The 20,681-nt window shown below is 62.6% G+C and carries 18 protein-coding genes; 9 read left to right on the top strand and 9 right to left on the bottom strand.

Translation table 11 applies throughout. The features are described 5' to 3' along the window. Positions 1 to 422: 422 nt before the first annotated feature. Both SAZ10_RS24690 and SAZ10_RS24695 read right to left on the bottom strand, forming a co-directional pair. Positions 423 to 587 (bottom strand): hypothetical protein, encoded by a 165-nt coding sequence (locus tag SAZ10_RS24690; RefSeq protein WP_318612051.1) that lies wholly within the window; start codon positions 585 to 587, stop codon positions 423 to 425. A gap of 275 nt (positions 588 to 862) precedes the next feature. Continuing rightward, positions 863 to 1,780, bottom strand: a complete 918-nt coding sequence (locus SAZ10_RS24695; protein WP_318612052.1) for a LysR family transcriptional regulator — start codon at positions 1,778 to 1,780, stop codon at positions 863 to 865. A gap of 133 nt (positions 1,781 to 1,913) precedes the next feature. Between SAZ10_RS24695 and SAZ10_RS24700 the strand changes: the two genes are divergently transcribed. From SAZ10_RS24700 to SAZ10_RS24715, 4 genes are all read left to right on the top strand, one after another. After that, positions 1,914 to 3,134, top strand: a complete 1,221-nt coding sequence (locus SAZ10_RS24700; RefSeq protein ID WP_318612053.1) for a urate hydroxylase PuuD — start codon at positions 1,914 to 1,916, stop codon at positions 3,132 to 3,134. A gap of 1 nt (position 3,135) precedes the next feature. Next, positions 3,136 to 4,449, top strand: coding sequence for a guanine deaminase (gene guaD / locus SAZ10_RS24705; RefSeq protein WP_318612054.1), 1,314 nt, complete (start codon positions 3,136 to 3,138; stop codon positions 4,447 to 4,449). Between the two features lie 115 nt (positions 4,450 to 4,564). Beyond that, on the top strand, positions 4,565 to 5,071 hold the full coding sequence (locus SAZ10_RS24710; protein WP_318612055.1) for a heme-degrading domain-containing protein: 507 nt from the start codon (positions 4,565 to 4,567) through the stop codon (positions 5,069 to 5,071). A gap of 253 nt (positions 5,072 to 5,324) precedes the next feature. After that, the gene (locus SAZ10_RS24715) at positions 5,325 to 6,587 is read left to right on the top strand and encodes a glycerate kinase (RefSeq protein ID WP_318612056.1); all 1,263 of its coding nucleotides are present in this window, start codon (positions 5,325 to 5,327) and stop codon (positions 6,585 to 6,587) included. A gap of 8 nt (positions 6,588 to 6,595) precedes the next feature. Here the strand turns inward: SAZ10_RS24715 and SAZ10_RS24720 are convergent, their stop codons facing one another. The 6 genes from SAZ10_RS24720 to SAZ10_RS24745 all read right to left on the bottom strand — a co-directional run bounded on the left by SAZ10_RS24720 (position 6,596) and on the right by SAZ10_RS24745 (position 14,911). Beyond that, the gene (locus SAZ10_RS24720) at positions 6,596 to 8,083 is read right to left on the bottom strand and encodes a UdgX family uracil-DNA binding protein (RefSeq protein ID WP_318612057.1); all 1,488 of its coding nucleotides are present in this window, start codon (positions 8,081 to 8,083) and stop codon (positions 6,596 to 6,598) included. Positions 8,084 to 8,085: 2 nt separating this feature from the next. Further along, entirely contained in the window at positions 8,086 to 9,321 is a 1,236-nt protein-coding gene (locus tag SAZ10_RS24725; protein WP_318612058.1) for a putative DNA modification/repair radical SAM protein, read from the bottom strand. An 81-nt stretch (positions 9,322 to 9,402) separates the two neighbouring features. Beyond that, positions 9,403 to 10,818 carry a glutamine synthetase family protein gene (locus SAZ10_RS24730; RefSeq protein WP_318612059.1) on the bottom strand — a complete coding sequence of 472 codons (1,416 nt, stop codon included), beginning with the start codon at positions 10,816 to 10,818 and terminating at the stop codon, positions 9,403 to 9,405. Positions 10,819 to 10,853: 35 nt separating this feature from the next. After that, positions 10,854 to 12,230 carry an aspartate aminotransferase family protein gene (locus SAZ10_RS24735; protein WP_318612060.1) on the bottom strand — a complete coding sequence of 459 codons (1,377 nt, stop codon included), beginning with the start codon at positions 12,228 to 12,230 and terminating at the stop codon, positions 10,854 to 10,856. 270 nt (positions 12,231 to 12,500) lie between these two features. Further along, positions 12,501 to 13,475: a WD40 repeat domain-containing protein gene (locus SAZ10_RS24740; protein WP_318612061.1), complete on the bottom strand. Its 975-nt coding sequence runs from the start codon at positions 13,473 to 13,475 to the stop codon at positions 12,501 to 12,503. A gap of 368 nt (positions 13,476 to 13,843) precedes the next feature. Continuing rightward, positions 13,844 to 14,911 (bottom strand): GTP-binding protein, encoded by a 1,068-nt coding sequence (locus SAZ10_RS24745; RefSeq protein WP_318612062.1) that lies wholly within the window; start codon positions 14,909 to 14,911, stop codon positions 13,844 to 13,846. A gap of 306 nt (positions 14,912 to 15,217) precedes the next feature. Here SAZ10_RS24745 and SAZ10_RS24750 point away from each other — a divergent pair, with 306 nt between their 5' ends. The 5 genes from SAZ10_RS24750 (at position 15,218) to SAZ10_RS24770 (ending at position 19,649) form a co-directional block, all read left to right on the top strand. Next, a complete protein-coding gene (locus SAZ10_RS24750) occupies positions 15,218 to 15,688 on the top strand; it encodes a MarR family transcriptional regulator (RefSeq protein WP_318612063.1) in 471 nt (156 codons plus the stop codon). Between the two features lie 228 nt (positions 15,689 to 15,916). Continuing rightward, entirely contained in the window at positions 15,917 to 16,858 is a 942-nt protein-coding gene (locus tag SAZ10_RS24755) for a DMT family transporter (protein ID WP_412535293.1), read from the top strand. 68 nt (positions 16,859 to 16,926) lie between these two features. Then, positions 16,927 to 17,952 carry a LacI family DNA-binding transcriptional regulator gene (locus tag SAZ10_RS24760; protein ID WP_318612178.1) on the top strand — a complete coding sequence of 342 codons (1,026 nt, stop codon included), beginning with the start codon at positions 16,927 to 16,929 and terminating at the stop codon, positions 17,950 to 17,952. Between the two features lie 171 nt (positions 17,953 to 18,123). Beyond that, a complete protein-coding gene (locus tag SAZ10_RS24765) occupies positions 18,124 to 19,104 on the top strand; it encodes a 2-hydroxyacid dehydrogenase (RefSeq protein WP_318612064.1) in 981 nt (326 codons plus the stop codon). Positions 19,105 to 19,250: 146 nt separating this feature from the next. Continuing rightward, entirely contained in the window at positions 19,251 to 19,649 is a 399-nt protein-coding gene (locus SAZ10_RS24770; protein ID WP_318612065.1) for a hypothetical protein, read from the top strand. Positions 19,650 to 19,672: 23 nt separating this feature from the next. Here SAZ10_RS24770 and SAZ10_RS24775 read toward each other — a convergent pair whose 3' ends face one another. Next, positions 19,673 to 20,446: a gamma-glutamyl-gamma-aminobutyrate hydrolase family protein gene (locus SAZ10_RS24775; RefSeq protein WP_318612066.1), complete on the bottom strand. Its 774-nt coding sequence runs from the start codon at positions 20,444 to 20,446 to the stop codon at positions 19,673 to 19,675. Positions 20,447 to 20,681 lie beyond the last annotated feature (235 nt).

Raw genomic sequence — 20,681 nt, forward strand, 5'->3', positions numbered from 1 at the left:
GGTCTGGTCCGTTCGATGCGGTGCAAGCACGAAAGTGGCCAGAACTACTGATAGGACCCGGCACACCATGACCACTCTATGCCGTGGCAGTGAGTGGCGGGCGTATTTACTTGCACGTCAGGCAGGTAGGTGGGCTGCCCAACGTCCACGGGGCTGATTGGTCCGGTGGTCGCAGGAAAGCGCGGTCTCAAATTCACGGCACCGATCCGTGCAAACTCCACAGGGCGGATCCGTCCCGTATCCACGGAGCGGGTCGGTCCCGTCTCCGCGTAATTGGTCTGTCCGGGAACCACGGATCCGGTCTGTTCCATGTCTACAGAAGTACACCCTGCAAGCGTTGCCAGCAGGACCAGAGAGCCGAGTATTTTGCCCATAGCGATGATCTCCCCAAAACTGGGCGAAAGCGGCCAGGACTTCTAAAGCTATCCCCGCCCGTGATAGCCGACGCACCACGACCAAGGATTGCCGTTGCATGAAGTCCCGGGTGAACTGCCAGTGGGCGTCAGCGAGCCGGTTTGTCCGGTATCCATCGAAGTGCAGCCGGCAATAGTGCCGAGCAGGATCAAAATGCCCGCGAATTTCGTCACACGACGATCTCCCGAAATTCGAGCCTCAGAAGTCCCGCCATAAATTTAGATAGTTGCGCTGCAAGAATTGCCTAGCGCCCTTTGCCGTAGAAGCGGGAGCATCATCTTCATACTTTCGTGATGAGAGTTGGTCCTGCAACCTGCTTCCGCAGAGCAGCAATTCATCTAATCAGGCATGCGTGGGCTAACCCAGGAATGCCTGATTAGATGCCTTTGCCTGCCGCAGGTTCTTCTCGCAAAAGCGCATGGCAGTTTCGTGGGACTTGCTCGGCGGCCTATTTCCCAAGAATGTCGCGGATCAGCCTCTGGCAGCGCTCTGCCATGAAGTCGAGCAGAAGCCGCACCTTGGGATCCTGCAGCTTCTTGTGCGGGTATACGGCGGCGAGCTGGACGGGAATCGGAGGGGTGTCCGGCAGGATCACCTTCAGCCTCTTGTCGCGAATGAACGGCTCGACCTCGAAGCGCGGCTTGTTGGTGATTCCGCGGCCGGCAAGCGCCCAGCCCGTGAGCACGTCGCCGTCGTCGGAATCGAAGGGGCCGCGCACCTCGAACTTGGCCGGGCCGGCCGACGTCGAGAGCGTCCAGAAGTGCTCGCGCACGCCCGGATAGCGCAGCATCAGGCAGTCGTGTCGCCTGGAGATCAGCTCTTGCGGGGTCTGAGGCTCGCCGCGTTGCTCCAGATATTTCGGCGCTGCGACAAGGACCCGTTCGCAATCCATGATGCCACGCATCCTCAAGCTGGAATCCTCCAGCAGGCCGAGCCGGAAGGCGACGTCTATTCCTTCCTTCATCAAATCGACGTCGTGGTCGGAGAGCCGCAGCCTGACCTCGATCTCTGGATATTTGTCCCGGAAGTCCGGGATGCCCGAAGCAATGAAGCGACGGCCGAGCCCGAGCGGGGCGGTGACGCGTATCGTCCCGCGCGGCTGTCCCGACAGGGCGCTGACTGCAGCCTCTGCCTCGATCACCGCATCGAGCACCTGCTTGGCGCCGTTATAGAAGACGGCGCCGTGCTCGGTGGTGGTGAGCTGTCTCGTCGTACGGTTGAAGAGCCTCACGCCGAGATGCTTCTCGAGCTCTTTGATGCGGTTAGAGGCTACGGCCGGCGAGATGCGCATGTCGCGGCCGGCCGCTGACAGGTTGCCGAGCTCGACGACACGTACGAAGACGGCAATGTTGTCGAGATAGGCCATGGCGCGCCCCACGCGATTTCAGAGATAGTGAGCCTATTATTTTCCAGATTTTTTTGAAAGTCATGGTGCAAGCTGCCCCTTTCCGTTTGCTGGGCAACACGTAAAGTCTCCTGTTGCAGGTAAGGGGCCGCGCATGACAGATTTTGCCATATTCTGGGACTGGTTGAGCTTCGCCGTGCGCTGGCTGCATGTGATCACCGGCATCGCCTGGATCGGCTCGTCCTTCTACTTCATCGCCCTCGATCTGGGTCTGCGCCAGCGTCCGGGATTGCCCGTCGGTGCCCATGGCGAGGAGTGGCAGGTGCATGGCGGCGGCTTCTACCACATCCAGAAATATCTAGTGGCGCCGGCCGAGATGCCGGACCATCTCACCTGGTTCAAATGGGAATCCTATTTCAGCTGGCTGTCGGGCTTCGCGATGCTCTGCGTCGTCTATTACGCCGGCGCGGACCTTTACCTCATAGACCGCAACGTGCTCGACGTGTCGGTTCCCGTCGGCATTCTGATCTCGCTGGCCTGCCTGGCTTCCGGCTGGATCGTGTACGATCTTCTCTGCAGGTGGCTGATCGGCAAGGCCGATACTGGCCTGATGATCCTGCTCTATGCGATCGTGGTGTTCATGGCCTGGGGCCTGACCCATCTCTTCACCGGGCGCGCCGCATTCCTCCATCTCGGCGCGATCACCGCGACGATCATGTCGGCCAATGTCTTCATGGTGATCATCCCCAATCAGAAGATCGTGGTGGCTGATCTGATCGCAGGCCGCAAGCCGGACCCCAAATACGGCAAGATCGCCAAGCAGCGGTCGCTGCACAACAACTACCTGACACTGCCGGTCCTCTTCCTGATGCTGTCGAACCACTACCCGCTGGCGTTCGCGACCCAGTTCAACTGGGTGATCGCCTCGCTGGTGTTCATCATCGGCGTGCTGATCCGGCATTATTTCAACACGATGCATGCGCGGAAAGGCAATCCGACCTGGACCTGGCTCGCCGCGGCAATCCTGTTCGTCATCATCATGTGGCTCTCCACCGTGCCCAAGGTGCTGACCGGCGAGCCGAAAGTCTCGGCGGAGGCTCAGACCTTGTTGGCCTCCGCGCATTTCCCGGCGGTGCGCGACACGGTGATGGGCCGCTGCTCGATGTGCCACGCGGCCGAGCCGAGCTATCAGGGCATCTACCACGCACCGAAAGGCGTCATGCTCGATACCGACCAGGGCATCGCCGCGCACGGCCGCGAGATCTACCTTCAGGCCGGCCGCAGCCATGCCATGCCGCCGGGCAACGTCACCGCGGTTACGGATCAGGAGCGGGCACTGATCACGGCGTGGTTTGAAGACGCCCAGGTGAAATAGGATGGCGGATTTGCTGCTTCGCGGCAGGGTGCTGTCTTTCCTGCGCTGGCCGGAGAGCGCCGACGATCACGCGGCCTGCCGCTACGAAGTGGATGGCGGCGTTCTCATCGATGGCGGCAAGATCGTGTCTGCAGGCGCATATGCGGTTGTCGAACGGCAGGCCGGCCCGGGCGTGAAGACAATCGACCACCGGCCGCATCTCATCCTGCCCGGCTTCATCGACGCACATATCCATGTGCCCCAGATGCAGATCATCGCCTCCTACGGCGCGGAACTGCTCGATTGGCTGAACAAATACACCTTTCCCGAGGAGACGCGCTTCTTCGACCCGCAGCACGGTCGCCGCATCGCCAGGCTCTTCCTGGACGAGGTGGTGCGGCATGGCACGACCACAGTTGCGGCCTACTGCTCGGTGCACAAGGAATCGGCCGAAGCCTTCTTTGCCGAGGCGGCCGAGCGCAACATGCTGGTGATCGCCGGCAAGGTGATGATGGACCGCAACGCACCGGAGGGCCTCACCGACACGCCGCAATCGGGCTATGACGACAGCAAGGCGCTGATCGAAGCCTGGCACGGCAGGGGAAGGGCGCTCTATGCGATCACGCCGCGCTTTGCCATAACTTCCACGCCCGAGCAGATGGAGATGGCGAGCGCGCTGATGCGCGAGCATCCGGATCTCCACATGCAGACGCATCTCTCGGAAAATCACGCCGAGATTGCCTTCACGAGCGAACTCTATCCGTGGTCGGAGGACTACACGGATATCTACGAGCATTACGGACTGCTCGGAAGGAAAAGCCTGATCGGCCACTGCATACACCTCTCCGAGCGTGAGGCGGATGCACTCTCCGCGAGCGGCGCAGTCGCCGTGTTCTGCCCGACCTCGAACCTCTTCCTCGGCTCTGGCCTGTTCGACTATCAGCGCTACCGCAAGCGGGAACAGCCGCTCAGGATCGCGACGGCGACCGATGTCGGAGGCGGCACAAGCTATTCGATGCTGCGCACGATGGACGAGGGCTACAAGGTGATCGCGCTCAATGGCGAGAAGCTCAACCCGCTCGCGTCCTTCTGGCAGCTCACCGCCGGCAATGCCGAAGCGCTGTCGATCGACGACAGGGTCGGGCGGCTTGAACCAGGCAAAGAGGCCGACATCGTCGTGCTCGATTCCGGAGCCACGCCGGCAATGCGTCTGCGCATGGAGCGGATCGAGACGCTTGCCGAAGAGCTTTTTCTGCTGCAAACGCTTGGTGACGATCGCGCGGTCGTCGAGACCTATGTTGCAGGCAGACCTGCAAAAACTGCGCTGACGAGTTAGTGCACGGGGCAGTTTACTTTTTTCCGCAGGAAGGCGGCGGCGCTTCCAAGGCCTGCGCATGCGGAAAAAAGTAAACTTTCCCCGGAGCTAACCCCGCACCGACCAGGAGGAGAGCATGGGCGTCGCCGAGGATATTGCTGCGGTCATCGAGCAGGAGGCCACGCTTGTCTTCCAGTCTTTCGACGAGGGGACTGCCTTTGCCGTCGGTTCGGCGATCCGCGAGCGTGGACTGAAGGAGAAGCTGCCCATCGTCGTCGATATCCGAACCTGGGACAGGCCGCTGTTCTACGCCGCGCTGCCCGGCTCGAGCGCCGACAACGCCAATTGGGCGCGGCGCAAGCGCAATGTCGTGCAGACCTTTCTCAGGAGCACCTACCGCATGGTGCTCGAGCAGCAGCGGCCCGATCGCACGTTCAAGCCGGGAGCCGGGCTAGACATCAAGGATTACGTGCTCGCCGGCGGGGGTTTTCCGATCACGGTGAAGGGCGCCGGCGTGATCGGTGCGATCGCGGTCTCGGGCTTGCCGGAGCGGGAGGATCATGGCGTCGTCGTGGAAGCGCTCGCGCGGCATCTGGGGCTGGATGCGGAGGCGCTGGCGTTGCCGGCCGAGGGCGGGGCGTAGGCAGATTGGTTACGATGGCGCTCTACGTTGCCCCCCTCTGTCCTGAGCTTGTCGAAGGGGCCGGACATCTCCCCCACAAGGGGGGAGATCGGCTGTCATCAAGGGCTTCGCCAATCTTTGAACGTTGGCGATTGGCGAAATCAAAGCGGCAGTCCAATCTCCCCCCGTGTGGGGGAGATGTCCGGCAGGACAGAGGGAGGCGCGAAGGGGCGCCAACGCTGCATAAAAACACGCGCGCAGGAAAGGCCTGCCCATGACCCCCGACCCCAAAGCCTTCCTCACCGCCATCTTCGACGCCGCCGTCGCTGCGGCGCAGCCAGAACTGACCATTCGCCAGCATCTGCCGGCCAAGCCCAAGGGCCGCACCATCGTCGTCGGCGCAGGCAAAGGCTCGGCGCAGATGGCGGCCGCGCTCGAGAACGCATGGGACGGACCGCTCGAAGGCGCAGTCGTGACGCGCTACGGCTATGGCGCGGAAACCAAGCGCATCAAGGTGATCGAGGCCGCGCACCCTGTACCCGATGCCGCTGGGCTCGCCGGCGCGCAAGCGTTGCTGGACCAGGTGTCCGGTCTTAATGCCGACGATCTGGTGATCGCGCTGATCTCGGGCGGCGGCTCGGCGCTGCTGCCGGCACCGCCGCCGGGCCTGACGCTCGAGGACGAGATCGCGGTCAACCAGGCGCTGCTTGCCTCAGGAGCGCCGATTGCTGCGATGAATACCGTCCGGAAACATGTTTCCACGATCAAAGGCGGCCGGCTCGCCGCTGCGGCCCATCCGGCCAGAGTCGTCTCCCTCGTGGTTTCCGACATTCCCGGCGATATCCCGGCGCTGGTCGCTTCGGGCCCGACCATCCCGGACGCCTCAACGCGCGCCGATGCCCTGTCGATCATCGAGGCCTACCGCATGGAATTGCCGGCCGCGGTGATGGCGCATCTGGCAACTCCGGACGCCGACGCGCCGCAACCCGGGGATTCGGGTTTTGCGCGCAATGAGGTGCATCTCATCGCCTCCGCGGCCGTTTCGCTGGAAGCCGCTGCCGCCGAGGCGAGGCGCTACGGCATCGAAGCCGTCATTTTATCGGATTCCATCGAAGGCGAGGCGCGTGAAGTTGGTTCGGTGCACGCTGCGATCGCGCGCGAGGTGGCTACGCGCGATCGGCCATTCCCAAAGCCGGTGTTGATCCTTTCCGGCGGCGAGACGACGGTGACCCTGCGCGGCAAGGGCAAAGGCGGTCGCAATAGTGAATTCTTGCTCGCCCTTGCGCTTGGCATCGACGGCCTGGCCGGCATTCATGCGCTGGCGGCAGACACTGACGGCATCGATGGTTCGGAAGACAATGCGGGTGCTTTCGCAGATGGGTTGTCCGTCGGCCGCATGCGCGCCGCGGGCGTCGACGCCAAGTCCATGCTGGCGCGCAATGACGCGTGGACGGCGTTCCAGTCGGTCGGCGACCTCTTCGCGCCGGGCCCGACCGGCACGAACGTCAATGACCTCAGGGCAATCCTGATCCGCTGAGATCTAGGCTACCTGCCCATCAGCTTTTTCACGGCCTGCATGTCCCTTAGGAAGCGCCCCCGCTCCGCCTCCTTGTCGGCTGCGTCCTGTATGCGCAAGATGAATGACGGGTGGATGGTAATAAATACTCTCAGCCCATCGTCGCGTTCGATCACCTCACCGCGCATCTTCGTCACGGGCACGGCCTTACCGAGCAGCGACTGCGCGGCCGTCGCTCCGAGGGCAACGGCGAGGTTGGGCCGGATCAGCGCCAGTTCCTTGTCGAGCCACCAGCGGCAGGCCTGCACCTCGCCGGCGTTCGGCTTCGAATGGATGCGGCGCTTGCCGCGCGGCTCGAACTTGAAGTGCTTCACGGCATTGGTGACATAGGTCTTACGGCGATCGATCTCCGCGTCATCCAGTATGGCGTCGAAAACCTTGCCCGCCGGTCCGACGAAGGGCTGACCCGCAAGATCCTCCTGATCGCCCGGCTGCTCGCCGACGAACACGACGCTGGCTGCCTCAGGTCCTTCGCCGAATACGGTCTGTGTGGCGTTGCGCCAGAGCGGGCAGCGGCGGCACCCCATCGCCGCCTCCCGGACCTCGTTCAGGGTAGCATCTTCCGGCAAATCATCGACCGCGGCGTCGTCCTTCCGCATCGGCCAGTGCTTGGCCTGAACTTTTGCGTGATGAGCCGACGGCGTGGTGGGCGTTCTCGCTATCATGTCGGTCGCGGCCTTGTCCGCTCCTGCAATCAGGTCCGGAATGACGGAGGCCTCCGGAAGGTTCCGCCAATATTTCTTCGGCATCTCCTTTTGCATGGCGTCAACCATCAGCCGGGCTGGATTGAAGATGCTGCGGTAATAGGTCAGCCAAAGGCTTTCCGCAGCGTCCTCGGAGGGCACGTCATGCTTCGATGCGGGTGGGCCGAACGATAATTCTTCGCCGTCCCAGGATACGGAACCTTTCGGCGTCAGGATCGACCAGAGCATTCCGGTGAAACGACGCGCGAAGAACGGAGCGTTGCGCCCCACGATGAAATGCTCCGGCTCGAACCAGGCCAAATATCGTTCGATGCCGTCCTCCTCGATACGTCTGAATCGAACAAAGGCACGCATCTTGTGGATGTCGCGATCGACGGCCTTCTCCAGCGCCTCCATGCGCCGGATATCCGGGTCGGACGCGATCTTGAGCAGGTTCGGTTCCTGGCGCAGACGCCATAGCACGCGGTAGAGCAGAGCGAACCGGTTTGGATCGGTGTGGCAGATCGCGATTTCCGCGCGCTCGACGAACTCACGCGGCACCGTAAGGCGGGCATCCGGCGGCGCATGGGACAGTTCTTGAAGATCACCAAACATGCTTTCCTGCTTGTGATCCGCGACCTGCCAGTGCACATGCGCCGGCTCTATCCCTGCAACCGCCAGCCGGCGAGCGGCGTCGCGCCAGCCGTGAAAATCGGTTTCGCAGGCGAGGGCTACGACAAAGGCGCCTAGAGGGGAGCGCTGCGCCGGCAGCATTGTCAGAACAAGCTCAGCTGGCGAGGATTTGGGACCAGCCGCCTGCGCAGGGCTGCTGCATCGAGCAGACTGCCGGGGGACCAGCCTTCGCAGGCAATAAACAGGCGGACCTTGTTCATCGACTTGCATAGCAGGCCGACATCCTCGATCCGCAGCCTTCGGAAGCGCCGCGTCTCGATAATGCGGTCGATCACCCGCACGCCGAGACCAGGCACACGCAGCAACAGCTCGCGGTCGGCACGATTGACGTCGACGGGGAAAGCGGCACGGTTGCGCAGTGCCCAGGCGAGCTTCGGGTCGATCTCCAGGTCGAGCATCCCATCCGAAGAGCCTTCGAGGATTTCCGGCTGCCGAAAGCCGTAAAAGCGCATTAGCCAATCGGCCTGATAAAGGCGATGCTCGCGCATGAGCGGCGGCTTCTTGAGTGGCAGCACGGCCGATGCATCGGGAATGGGGCTGAAGGCCGAATAGTAAACGCGGCGCAGGCGGTAGCTCCCGTAAAGACGGGCACTCGCCTGGAGGATATCAGCGTCGGATGAGGCATCGGCGCCGACAATCATCTGAGTCGACTGACCGGCGGGCGCAAATGGTAACTGCTGCCGTTTCTGCGCTGTCGGCTCGGAGCTTTCCTCAATTTTCGACCGGAGCCGGGCCATGGAAAGCCGTATCGTCTCGGGTCGCTTTTCAGGAGCCAGCTTGCGCACGCCTTCATCCGTGGGCAGTTCCACGTTGATGGAAAGCCGATCGGCGTATCGGCCCGCAGCCTCGATCAATTCGGGCGAACATTCCGGAATGGTTTTCAGGTGGATATAACCGCCGAACTTCTCTTCATCGCGCAGCCTGCGCGCCACCTCGACGATCTGCGTCATGGTCTCGTCGGGCGAGCGCACGACGCCTGAGGAAAGGAACAAGCCTTCGATGTAGTTGCGACGGTAGAAGGTCATCGTCAGCTGCACCGCTTCGTCGACGGTGAAGCGAGCGCGACGCACATTGGAGGAGGAACGATTGATGCAATAGCTGCAGTCGTAGATGCAGAAATTGGTCAGCAGGACCTTCAGAAGCGAGATACAGCGGCCGTCCGGCGCATAGGAATGGCAGATGCCGCACCCGTTGGTCGAGCCGATGCCCTTGGACTTCCTCGAATCGCGCTCGGCGGCGCCCGAGGAGGCACAGGAGGCGTCATATTTCGCAGCATCCGATAGGATCGTCAGCTTGTCGAGGATCGAAAGCGCAGCCATCTGTTCATGATATGTTCTTTTTGGCGGCTTGCAAATAACATTTGGTACGGCTGCCCAAAGGCGCGAGTTCGAGGCGGAAATCTACACCTCGTGCAGATAGAGATGATAATCGAGCTCGCTGACGGTCCGGGCGACGCGCAGATATTCGGCCTGCTTGATGGCCGTGAAGGTCTTGTGCAGGTCCTCGCCGAGCGCCGACTTCAGGAAGGCCGATGCCTTCGCCGCCTCGATGGCGCTGCGCCAGTCGGCCGGCATCCCGGCGCGGGCGGCCTCGGCGTTCTCATAGCCGTTGCCTTTGGTCTCCGGCCCCGGGTCGAGCTTCTCGTCCAGGCCTTTTGTGATGCCGGCAAGCACGGTCGCGGCCACCAGATAGGGATTGGCATCGACGCCGGACGGCCGATGCTCGATGCGGCGATTCCTTGCGTCTCCCGCCGGAATGCGGAGCGCGACGGAGCGGTTGTTGACGCCCCAGGTCGGTGCTACCGGCGCATAGGACTGCGAGACGAAGCGGCGCCAGGAATTGGCATGAGGCGCAAATACGAGCATCGATTCTGCCATGGTTCGGGTGAGGCCGCCAAGCGCATGGAGAAGCGTCGGCGACCATTCGCCTTCCGTCTTTTCGGAAAAGACGTTCCTGCCCGTTTCATCGACCAGCGACACGTGGAAATGCATGCCTGAGCCGGCGTAGCGCTCGATCGGCTTGGCCATGAAGCAGGCGGTGACGCCGTGTCGCCGCGCGGCAGCGCGCACCAGCCGCTTCAGCATGATCAGATCGTCGGCGGCCTGCAGCACGTCCTTGCGGTAGTTCAGCGTCAGCTCGTACTGGCCGGGCGCATATTCGGAGATAACTGTTTCCGCGGGAACGCCCTGCTTCTTGGCCGCGGCATAGATGTCGGAGAAGAGCGGCTCCATGCCGTGCAGATGGTCGACCGAATAAACCTCTGTCTTGCCGCTCCTGCGGCCATCGAGCACGGCTCCAGCCGGCTGCACGCGTCCTTCGGCGTCGCGCTCGTTGGCGAGCAGGAAGAATTCGAGCTCGAAGGCGCCCGCTGGATTGAGGCCCCTTTCCGCAAGTGCCGCTACCTGCCGGACCAGAGCCTGGCGCGGGTCGGATGTCATCGGTGCGCCGTCGAGGTGATACATCGACATCAGCACCTGGCCCCGCGCAGGCAAGGTGCCGTGCAGCGGCTTCAGCGTTCCGGGGATCGGCCAACCGCGCAGGTCGCCGTCGCCGGAATCCCAGATCAACCCGGTCTCGTGGACGTCCTCGCCGGTGATGTCGAGGCCGAGGACGGAAATCGGCAGATGCCTGCCGCTCTCGTAGAGACCCATCAGTTCGTGGCGGCGAACGATCTTGCCTCGGCCGACGCCGTTGACGTCGGTGAGCACGATGTCGAAAGCCTCGATCTCGGGATGGGCTTCGAGGAAAGAGCGGCCCTCGTCGACACCCGAGCCGGATGGGGAATTGGCGGCTGATGACGCTTTGTTTTCTGGCAATTGGGGCTCGCGAGCAGATGGACCGCGCGCTTCTCTCACGTCGCGAGACGCTCGGCAATATCGCCGAAAGCCGCCACCAGCCGGTCCACCTGCGGTCGTTCTGTTGCCGGCGAGGCCAGCATCATATTGTGGAAGGGGGCAATCAGTGCTCCGCGATTGACCAGCGCGACATGGATCGCCGCCTCGAGTTCCGGAGCATGCGCCGCCTCGGCCTCGCCGCCGTTTTTGAGCGGGCCGGGCGCGCAGATGAACTCGACGCGGGCGCCGACGCGGACCACGTGCCACGGCAAACGATAACGCGCGATCGTCTTGGCGAGGCCGCGCTCCAGCCGCGCTGCAAGCTTCTCCATGTGGGCGTAGTTTTCCGCCGTCATGACCTGTTCGAGTGTCGCACGCATGGCTGCGAACTGCAGCGGGTTGGCCGACAGCGTGGTGCCCATGCCGGAATAGCCGGGCTCTTTCTTCCTGTTGTAGTCGGTGTAGCGGGCCGCGACCTCGGCGCTCATCCCCCAGATGCTGGCCGGCACGCCGCCGGCGATAGGCTTGCCGAGCACGAAAAGATCAGGCTCGAGGCCATGCTTGCGGGTGTAGCCGCCGAGACCGGACGAGATCGTATGCGTCTCGTCGATGAGGAGCAGTGTTCCGAAGCGGCGGGTGAGCTCGCGCAGCCCCTCATGGAAGCCGGGTTCGGGCAGCACCATTGAGCTGTTGGTCAGTACCGGCTCGGTAATCACACAGGCGACATCGCGATCCGCCAGCTCGTGCTCGAGTGCGGCGAGATCGTTGAACTCCACTATGCGCGTCTGCTGGGTGTAGTCACGGAACTCTCCGGCGAGCCCCGGCCGGTTGATCGGCTTGCCATCCCTGAGGCGGACGAAGGTCTCATCTACGGCGCCATGGTAGCAGCCGTTGAAGACGAGAATTTTCGGCCGGTTGGTGATCGCGCGAGCCACACGCAAGGCGAAACGGTTGGCGTCCGTCGCCGTGGTGGCGACCTGCCAGATAGGCAGGCCGAACGTCTCCTCCAGCAGCCTGCCGACAACCAGCGTATCCTCGCTGGGCAACATATAGGTGAGACCGCGCTTGGCCTGGCGGCGGATCGCCTTGGAGACCGCGACCGGCGAGTGGCCGAACATCGAGCCGGTATCACCGAGGCAGAAGTCGTCGAGCTGGTTGCCGTCGATATCCGTGATGGTCGCACCTTTCGCCCGCTCGATGACGAGCGGGAAGGGCATCGGCCAGTCGCGCATCCAGTGCATGGGCACGCCACCGAAATAACCGGGGGCGCCTTCTCCGATCGCCGCCTCCGTCCTGCGGCGGGTTCGGCGGTAGCGTTCCGCTTCACGCGCTCGAAGCTCCGCGATGCGAGCGGGGTCTACGCCGTGCCGTTCCCTGGCGTGAGCTTCAGCCAAACGCAGTCCCCTCATTCGTCAGCCAACTCTGTTCGCTCATGCTACGCAACCCGCTCTGAATACCGAGCCATCGTCAGCGTTCGATGACGGATCGGTGTGAAACCTGGGGCAAGATCCCGAACCGAAGGTCAGTGCAGCAAAAATCTGCAGATTCTTGGATAAGGTTATTTTGGATAAGATTATTCTCGAAAAGAACGGCTGGAACGGGATCGATCGCTCCATTTCCATCAATCCCGCTCCAGATACCCGGCGGCAGGCGCTGCTACGTTCTCATGCAGAAATATCGATCACGCCACAGTCGCCGGCTTCGGAGCCGAAGGCGATGCGGCGACCCTCCGCGTCCCACATCATCGAGCTGATGGCGCCCTTGCCGGGTCGCCTCAGGAGCACCTCCCTGGCATCAGCGAAGCGCACGGCGAGCACCATGCCGTCCTGATAACCGATCGCGACGACGTCCTCGGCGGGATGACAGGCTACCACCGTCACCATCGCATTGCCGCGGGTTCCGAGCTCCAAGGGCGCCTTGCCCATCGGCCCGTCCTTGCTCTGGAACGGCCAGAGGATGGCGGCAGGCGCACCGGAACTCGCCAGCCATCTGCCCTTGGCGCTCCAGGAAAGGCTTTTCACCTTGGCGGGATAGCCGCTCATGCGCATGTGCTTGCCATCGGCGAGCTTCCAGCCGTGCAGCGCATTCTCCTGCATGGCGGTGACGACGAAATTGGCGTCCGGCGAGAAGGTGATGGCGGTGTGCGCGCCGGCCCATTCGAGCTCGACCGGTTTTCCTTCGGCTGCCGGGAAGTGCAGCGTCACGCCGTTGTAACGCGCGACGCCGAAGCGCATGCCTTTTGGCGAAAAGGCCAGTCCCTCGACCGAGCGGGGGTGCTGAAACTCCTTCACCTTGCCGTCGGCGAAGCGGACATAGGCGTTGCGGCCGGAGGCGAATGCTACCGCGCCTTGCGGGCCTGCAGCGATGCTGGTCACCCATTTGCGGCCGAGTTCGGCAAGCGTTTCTATCGTGCCGTCCACGCCGATGGCGGCCAGCTTGCCGTCCTCGCCGCCGGTCAAAAGCCTGGATTTGGCCGGGTCTGCGATAGCCGTCAAAAGCCCGTCATGCGGTTTCGCCGTCTTCTGGCTGTGATCGAGCCAGTGCACCACGCCATCCGCCAAAGCAAAGAAGGGGACATCGCCGATGAAGGCGGCAGTAACGCAATGTCCTTCGAGATCGAGCGGCGCGACTGTGGGCATGGCAGGTCCAATGAGCTATGGCGCTCCCTTACGGCGTCCAGCGGCAGGGCTCAACCCATTCAAAGAGGAATGACGAGCTGGAGTCGCTAGATCCGCCATACGCTGCGCCTTCTGGAGGACCCCTCATCCGTCTCGGCGCTGCGCGCCGAGCCACCTTCTCCCACAGGGGGAGAAGGGGGGCCTGGCATTTCGCTCGCCGCAATTCGGGAGCGTCTGAGGCTGGCAGATATGTATGTGCAGCGCTCCCCCTTCGCCCCTTGTGGGAGAAGGTGGCTCGGCGCGCAGCGCCGAGACGGATGAGGGGTCCTCCAGAAGGCGCGGCGTATGGCGGCGTCCTATCCGGAATCCGATCAACGCCGATGTCGACCCTACGCCTGGCAGGCCTCGAACGTGCGCTTCAGCCGCTCCTCGTCGAGCTCTCGGCCGATGAAGACCAGCCTGCTCTCACGCTTTTCGCCATCCTTCCAGGCGCGCTGATGGTCGCCCTCGAGGATCATATGCACGCCCTGGATGACATAGCGGTCCGGGTCGTCCTTGATCGCCAGTATGCCCTTGAGCCTCAGGATGTTCGGGCCCTCGGTCTGGGTGACCTTTTCGATCCAGGGGAAGAACTTCTTCGGGTCAAGCTCGCCACCACGCAACGAGACTGATTGCACCGTCACATCATGGATGGGCGAGGCTTCGCCGTGATGGTGGTGGTGATGGTCATGATCGTGGTGATGATCGTGATCGTGGTCATGGTCATGGTGGTCGTGATCATGGTCGTGATCGTGCTCATCCACCTCGAGGAAATGCGGATCATTCTCCAGCGCGCGGCTAAGGTCGAAGGCGCCGCGGTCTAGGACTTCCTGCAGCGGAACGCCCGAACGCGTGGTCCTGTGGATCCGGGCAGCCGGGTTGATCGACCGCACCGCGGCTTCGACATCACGCAGTTCCTCGGGCGTGACGAGATCGGTCTTGTTGAGCACGATCACGTCGGCAAAGGCGATCTGGTCTTCGGCCTCCCTGGAGTCCTTCAATCTCAGCGGCAGGTGCTTGGCGTCGACCAGCGCCACTACCGCGTCGAGCTTGGTCTTGGAGCGCACATCGTCATCCATGAAGAAGGTCTGCGCCACCGGTACCGGGTCGGCCAGGCCCGTGGTCTCGACGACGATGGCGTCGAAGCGGCCCGGCCGGCGCATCAGCCCCTCCACGACGCGGATCAGGTCCCCGCGCACCGTGCAGCAGACGCAGCCATTCTTCATTTCGTAGATTTCTTCGTCGGATTCGACAATGAGGTCGTTGTCGATGCCGATCTCGCCGAATTCGTTGACTATGACAGCGTAGCGCTTGCCGTGGTTTTCAGACAGGATGCGGTTGAGCAGCGTCGTCTTGCCCGCGCCGAGATAGCCTGTCAGCACCGTGACGGGGATTTGCGTCTGGGTGGTTTCACTCATCGTGAGGCCTTCGAAGTTTTTCAGGATGTCGGCTGCATATAGGATGGGATGGCGTGAATTGCACGCCCGTTCCGATACAGTTCGATTCGACTGGTGCCACTCGCGTCCATGCAACTTGAGGTGGATCAAATCGGGTCGCAGCGAATCTGTCATCTGTTTGATAAATTTGTCTGGCATTGCGCAGCGAGACACAAATCCATTGCCGGCAAAGCTCTGAACACGGCAGAGTGGGACTGCTGTTGTGCACGACTTACCGGTGAAGCCAGAACAAACTTCCTTAGGCAACATCTCGTTTCGGGGAAATCAATGGCAAAAGCTGACAGAGGCGCGACCATGAGCCGGCTGCAATCGGCAGCCCGCCTGTCTCGGACGGCACTAGCCGCCCGCTTGCTCGATCATGGCTTTTACGCAGGGCAGGACCAGATCATGCTTTCGCTCAGCCAGGAGGACGGGCAGACACCCGGCCAGCTGGCGTCACGGCTGGGTGTGAGGCCGCCGACCATCACCAAGACGATCAACAGGCTCCAGGTGCAAGGTTTCCTGGATAAGCGCGCCTCGGAGACCGATGCAAGGCAGGCGCATGTCTTCCTGACGGACACCGGCCGCGATGCCATCCGCGCAATCGAGAAATCGGTCCGCAAGACCGAGAAGCAGGCGTTGAAAGGCCTCGACAAAAAGGACCAGAAGATCCTCGCCAAGCTGTTATGGCGCATCGAGACCAATCTCTCCGATGCCGTTCCGCATGAGATCGAGGAGGAGATTGAAGCCGACGAATAGAGCGGGATGAATTGAAGTGGAGTCATCCGCCTGCTCCATGTCGTTGTTTTGCTCAATGATCTTACCAAAACAAGGTCTGCGAGTTTTTGCTGCGCTGACCTTCAGCTCGCGATCATGCTCTGTAGCCGGCAAGATTGGCGTCCGGCTGCGACCTATTGATATGTTGCGGGGCGCGACGGATTGTCGGAGAAACCCTGCCATTCTCTCCCGGCGAGCCGATTCCCGTCCGTGAACTCAATTCGATATTCCGCCGAGGAAGCGGCGCCGTCGCGGGCGATTGCCTGCATCGTGGCCAGCGGCCTCCTGTTTTCCTGTCTCGATACAAGCGCGAAATACCTCGTGCTGTCAGGCATGGACGCCCTCTTCGTTTCATGGATGCGCTTCCTCGAGCATGTCGTCCTGGCCCTCATACTGTTCAAAGCGTGGCGAACGCCGGCCATGTTTCGCGTGGTCAACCTGCCGGCACAGGTCTTGCGCGGCGCCTTCCTGTTCGGCTCGACCATCTTCAATTTCCTCGCGCTTGAAACCCTGCAGCTCGCGCAGACGATGTCGATCGCCTTCTTCGCGCCGATGCTCATCACCGCGCTTGCCGGGCCGCTGCTGGGCGAATGGGCGGGGTGGCGGCGCTGGCTGGCCATTGCCGCGGGCTTCGTCGGCGTTCTCGTCATCACGCGGCCCGGCTTCGGCACTTTCGAGCTCGGCCACCTCTTTGCGCTCGGGTCGATGCTTTCCAATTCCTTCTACGTCATCATGACCCGACGCATGGGCGCCAAGGAGTCGGCGGAAAGCATGATCTTCTACTCCGCGCTCGCTCCGGTTGTGCTAATAGCGCCCACTGTACCGTATACGGCTTCCATGCCGGCCGACCTGTTCCACTGGGCCATCCTGCTTTCGCTCGGCTTCTACGGAGGGTTCGGCCATTGGCTGCTGATCCGCGCCTACAAGCTCGCCACCACCTCGGCGCTGGCGCCCTATCCCTACATGCAGATGGTCTGGATGATCTTTCTCGGATTTGTGGTCTTCGACCAGTTTCCGAATCGATGGACCCTCGCCGGGGCGGCGATCATCGTGGCGAGCGGCCTTTATATCGTTCACCGGGAGCACCGCCTCAGGCTGAAGAACAGCACGGCTCCCAATGCGGCGGACGAGGAGCTGGCAAAAAAACTTTGAAATGCCGGTAAATGGTGGCATAAGCGGCTTTTAAACAGTTTAAAAGCGCGCTGCTGCAGGAGGCCAGGCTGGCACAGAAGATCAAGCTCTCAACAATCGCCGACGCGCTGTCGGTGTCGACGGCCACCGTGTCGCTGGCGCTGCGCGACAGCCCGCTCGTCGCCGATTCGACCAGGGAGCGCATCAAAGCCCATGCGCGCGCGATCGGCTATATCTACAACCGCCGCGCCGCCAGCCTGCGCACTTCACGCTCCGGGATTGTCGGCGTGGTCGTGCACGACATCATGAACCCGTTCTTTGCCGAAATCCTGCGCTCGATCGAAAGCGAGCTCGACCGCAGCCGCCAAACATTCCTGCTTTCCAACCACTATGACCAGCTCGAGAAGCAACGGACCTTTATCGATACGCTGCTCCAGCTCGGCGCTGACGGCGTCATCATGTCGCCGGCGATCGATACACCGCCCGAGGACATCAGGCTAGCCGAGGAAAACGGGCTGCCGGCCGTGCTGATCGCTCGGACCGTCGAAGGAGCGGACGTCCCGGTATTCCGCGGCGACGACGCCTATGGCATCGGCCTTGCCACCAACCACCTGATCTCGCTTGGCCACCGCCGCATCGCCATGATCGGCGGCACGGACCAGACCTCAACCGGCCGCGACCGCTTTCATGGCTATGTCGTGGCCATGGAGGCGGCTGGGCTCGAGGTCAGGCCGTCGTGGCGGCTGCCCGGCCCGCGCACCAAGCAGGCGGGCTTCGAGGCGGCCGGCCAGTTCCTGGCGCTCAAGGACAAGCCGACCGCAGCCGTCTGCTGGAACGATCTCGTCGCGATCGGGCTTATGAACGGCATCGCGCGGGCAGGGCTCGTGCCGGGTGTCGACATATCGGTCACCGGCTATGACGATCTCGAGGAGGCGGCGATCGCCACCCCGGCTCTGACGACGGTGTGGAACGGTCAGCGCGAGGTGGGCCGCCGTGCCGCACGGGCGCTGCTCGACCGGCTGAACGGCGGCTCGGTCCATGGCGGCAGGCAGGAGCTCATCAAGCCGGAGCTGCACGTGCGGCAATCGACCGGCCGGCCGGTGGAGAGAAGCTGAAGCTCGCATTCGGCTTTACGCAAAACGGCCGCTGCTCTAACGTTTTCTTTGCCGCATGATCTTATCTGAAAAATTTGCAGCTTCAGCTTCGCAAACCTTTGGTTCGGGATCATGCTTTGGGTGCCAGCCTGCACGATTCCTTTTCTCCACCCATCACACAGGACTTGAAGCATGACCGACGCTCGCCACGACGTGACCATCCTTGTGCCTGGCCGGCTCCATGAACATGCCGCCAACCGCATCGACAAGAGTTTCAGGATAGTCCGTATCGAGCGCGCCGATGCCGGACTGATCGACGCCGAGACAGCCGGTACTGTTCGTGGCATGGCGGCAATGACGGGCATCAACGCAGCGTTCATCGACGCGCTTCCGAAGCTCGAGATCATCGCCAATTTCGGCGTGGGCTATGATGCGGTTGACGCCAAGCATGCCGGCGCGCGCGGCATCATGGTGACCAATACACCGGACGTGCTGACGGAGGAGGTGGCCGACACGGCGCTCGGCCTGCTCATCAACACCGTGCGCGAACTGCCCAAGGCCGAGCAATGGCTGCGGCAGGGGCGGTGGGAGAAGGACGGCCACTATCCGCTGTCGCAGGCGACGCTCCGCGGCCGGCGTGCCGGTATCTTCGGTATGGGACGTATCGGTCTTGCGATAGCCCGCCGGCTCGAGGCCTTCGGCTTGTCCATCGCCTATCACAACAGGCGCAAGGTCGAGGAATTGCCCTACGCCTATCATCCGACGCTGATCGGGCTGGCCGAGGCGGTCGACACGCTGATTTCAGTCGCGCCAGGCACGGCCTCGACCGATAAGGCCGTCAACGCCGCAGTGCTCAAGGCGCTCGGGCCGGACGGAGTTTTCATCAATATCGGGCGCGGCAGCACGGTCGATCAGGATGCCCTCATCGACGCTTTGAAGAACGGCGTCATTCGAGCTGCCGGACTCGACGTCTTTGCCGACGAGCCGCGGGTGCCGCAGGCGCTGATCGATCTGCCCAATGCTTCGCTGCTGCCGCATGTCGGCTCGGCCTCGGTTCACACACGCAGGGCGATGGCGGACCTCGTCGTCGACAATCTCATCTCATGGTTTTCCGGGAAGGGACCGGTGACGCCGGTAGCCGAGACGGCGCATATCCCGCCCCGACCCATATGATGGTCATTCGGCGCATCGACCGATGCGCAACGCAAAGAAAAAGAGCGGCGTGACAATCCAACTTGAAGGCACCCCGCGGTAAAACGTCGTTAATCCTCGGTTAACGCCGAGGGCGCAAGCTTTCTCCAACCAACTGGTTCGAGAGCATGCGTACCATTCTTTTCTCCTTGATTGGCGGTACCGCGCTGGCCGCCGCGGCTGTGGCCGGGCTTCGACTGAACTCGTCGGCATCCGCCGCGACCGAGGCCCGCAGCAATCCTCCCGTCGAACGATTTCTGTTGCAAGCGAGCGGCGACGAGCAGACCTGCCCGATCGAAAAGGCGAAAGGAAATGGCCGGGTCACCTTCGTCATGATCGCGCCTCAGTGTGACGAGCTGCTTCCAGGTTTGTCGAAGGCGCACTTTTGGATCGAGAACCCGGACGGAACAGTCATGTTGTCCGCCGACGGCAGATCGCCGTCGGTAATCTTTGCGCAAGCGGACGGAGTGGCCTACGAGTCGATCAAGCCGCGCATGCCACTGATGTCGCTTATCGAAAAAGACTGAGCCGTCGAAACGCCAGGGCCGCGCTACTCGGCCGCTGTCCGCACCCCGGACCTGGCGATGGCGTGAGCGCGCACGGCGTCTCCGAATGCGCGGAAGATGCGCGCCGAGTTGTCGTCGCTCTTTGCCCAATATTCGGGGTGCCACTGCACGCCAACGGCAAAGGCGCGAGCGTCCCTGACCGAGACGGCCTCGACCGTGCCGTCCTCGGCCAAAGCCTCGACTTCGAGGCGCGTGCCGAGACGGCCGACCCCCTGGCGATGCACCGAATTCACCATGATCTCGCCCGCCCCGAACACGCCGGCAAGGCAACTGCCAGGCTTGATCGAGACCTTCTGGCGGATCGCGAAGCGTTCGTCCTGGTTGTCGCTGACAGGCGCGCGATGGTCCAGCGCGCCTTCCCGTTCCTGGATCTCGGTGGCGAGCGTGCCGCCGAGCGCCACGTTCAATTCCTGTATGCCGCGGCAGATGGCGAGCAGCGGGACGCCCCGCTCTATTGCCCGGCGAATGAGAGGCAACGTCGTCGCATCGCGGGCCGGATCGTAAGGGCCGTTCGCCTCGCTCGCATCGCCGCCATAGAGCGAGGGATGCACGTTCGACTTCGAGCCGGTCACCATCACGCCATCGACGGTGTCGAGCAGGCAATCGAGGTCGAGCCGGTCACCGAAGGAGGGCACCAGCACCGGAAACACATTCGCTACCGCGAGGGCAGCTTCCAGATATTGCTGGGGTGCCGCGTGCCAGGTGTAGTTCTCGAACTGTTTGACGTCGGTCGATACGGCTACGAGCGGTTGAACCATGATCTTTGCCTTCATCCAGGCGACGTGACTGCGCCGCCGGCTCCTATCTAGCCTCGATTGCGGCGCTTTCCAATCTGAGGCAGAGCCGCCTGGTTCCCTTGTTTATCGCAGGTTCTTGCCGTCGCAAGCAGGGTGGAGTTCTGCGAAACTTGCCCCGGCCGTCAATTGGTCGCGTTGGGTTCAACTTTAGTATCATGTCGGTCTCAATCTAAATCATTGAGTTCATGGGCGTTTC

Source organism: Mesorhizobium sp. BAC0120, from assembly GCF_033542235.1.
Taxonomy (GTDB): Bacteria; Pseudomonadota; Alphaproteobacteria; order Rhizobiales; family Rhizobiaceae; genus JAWRCU01.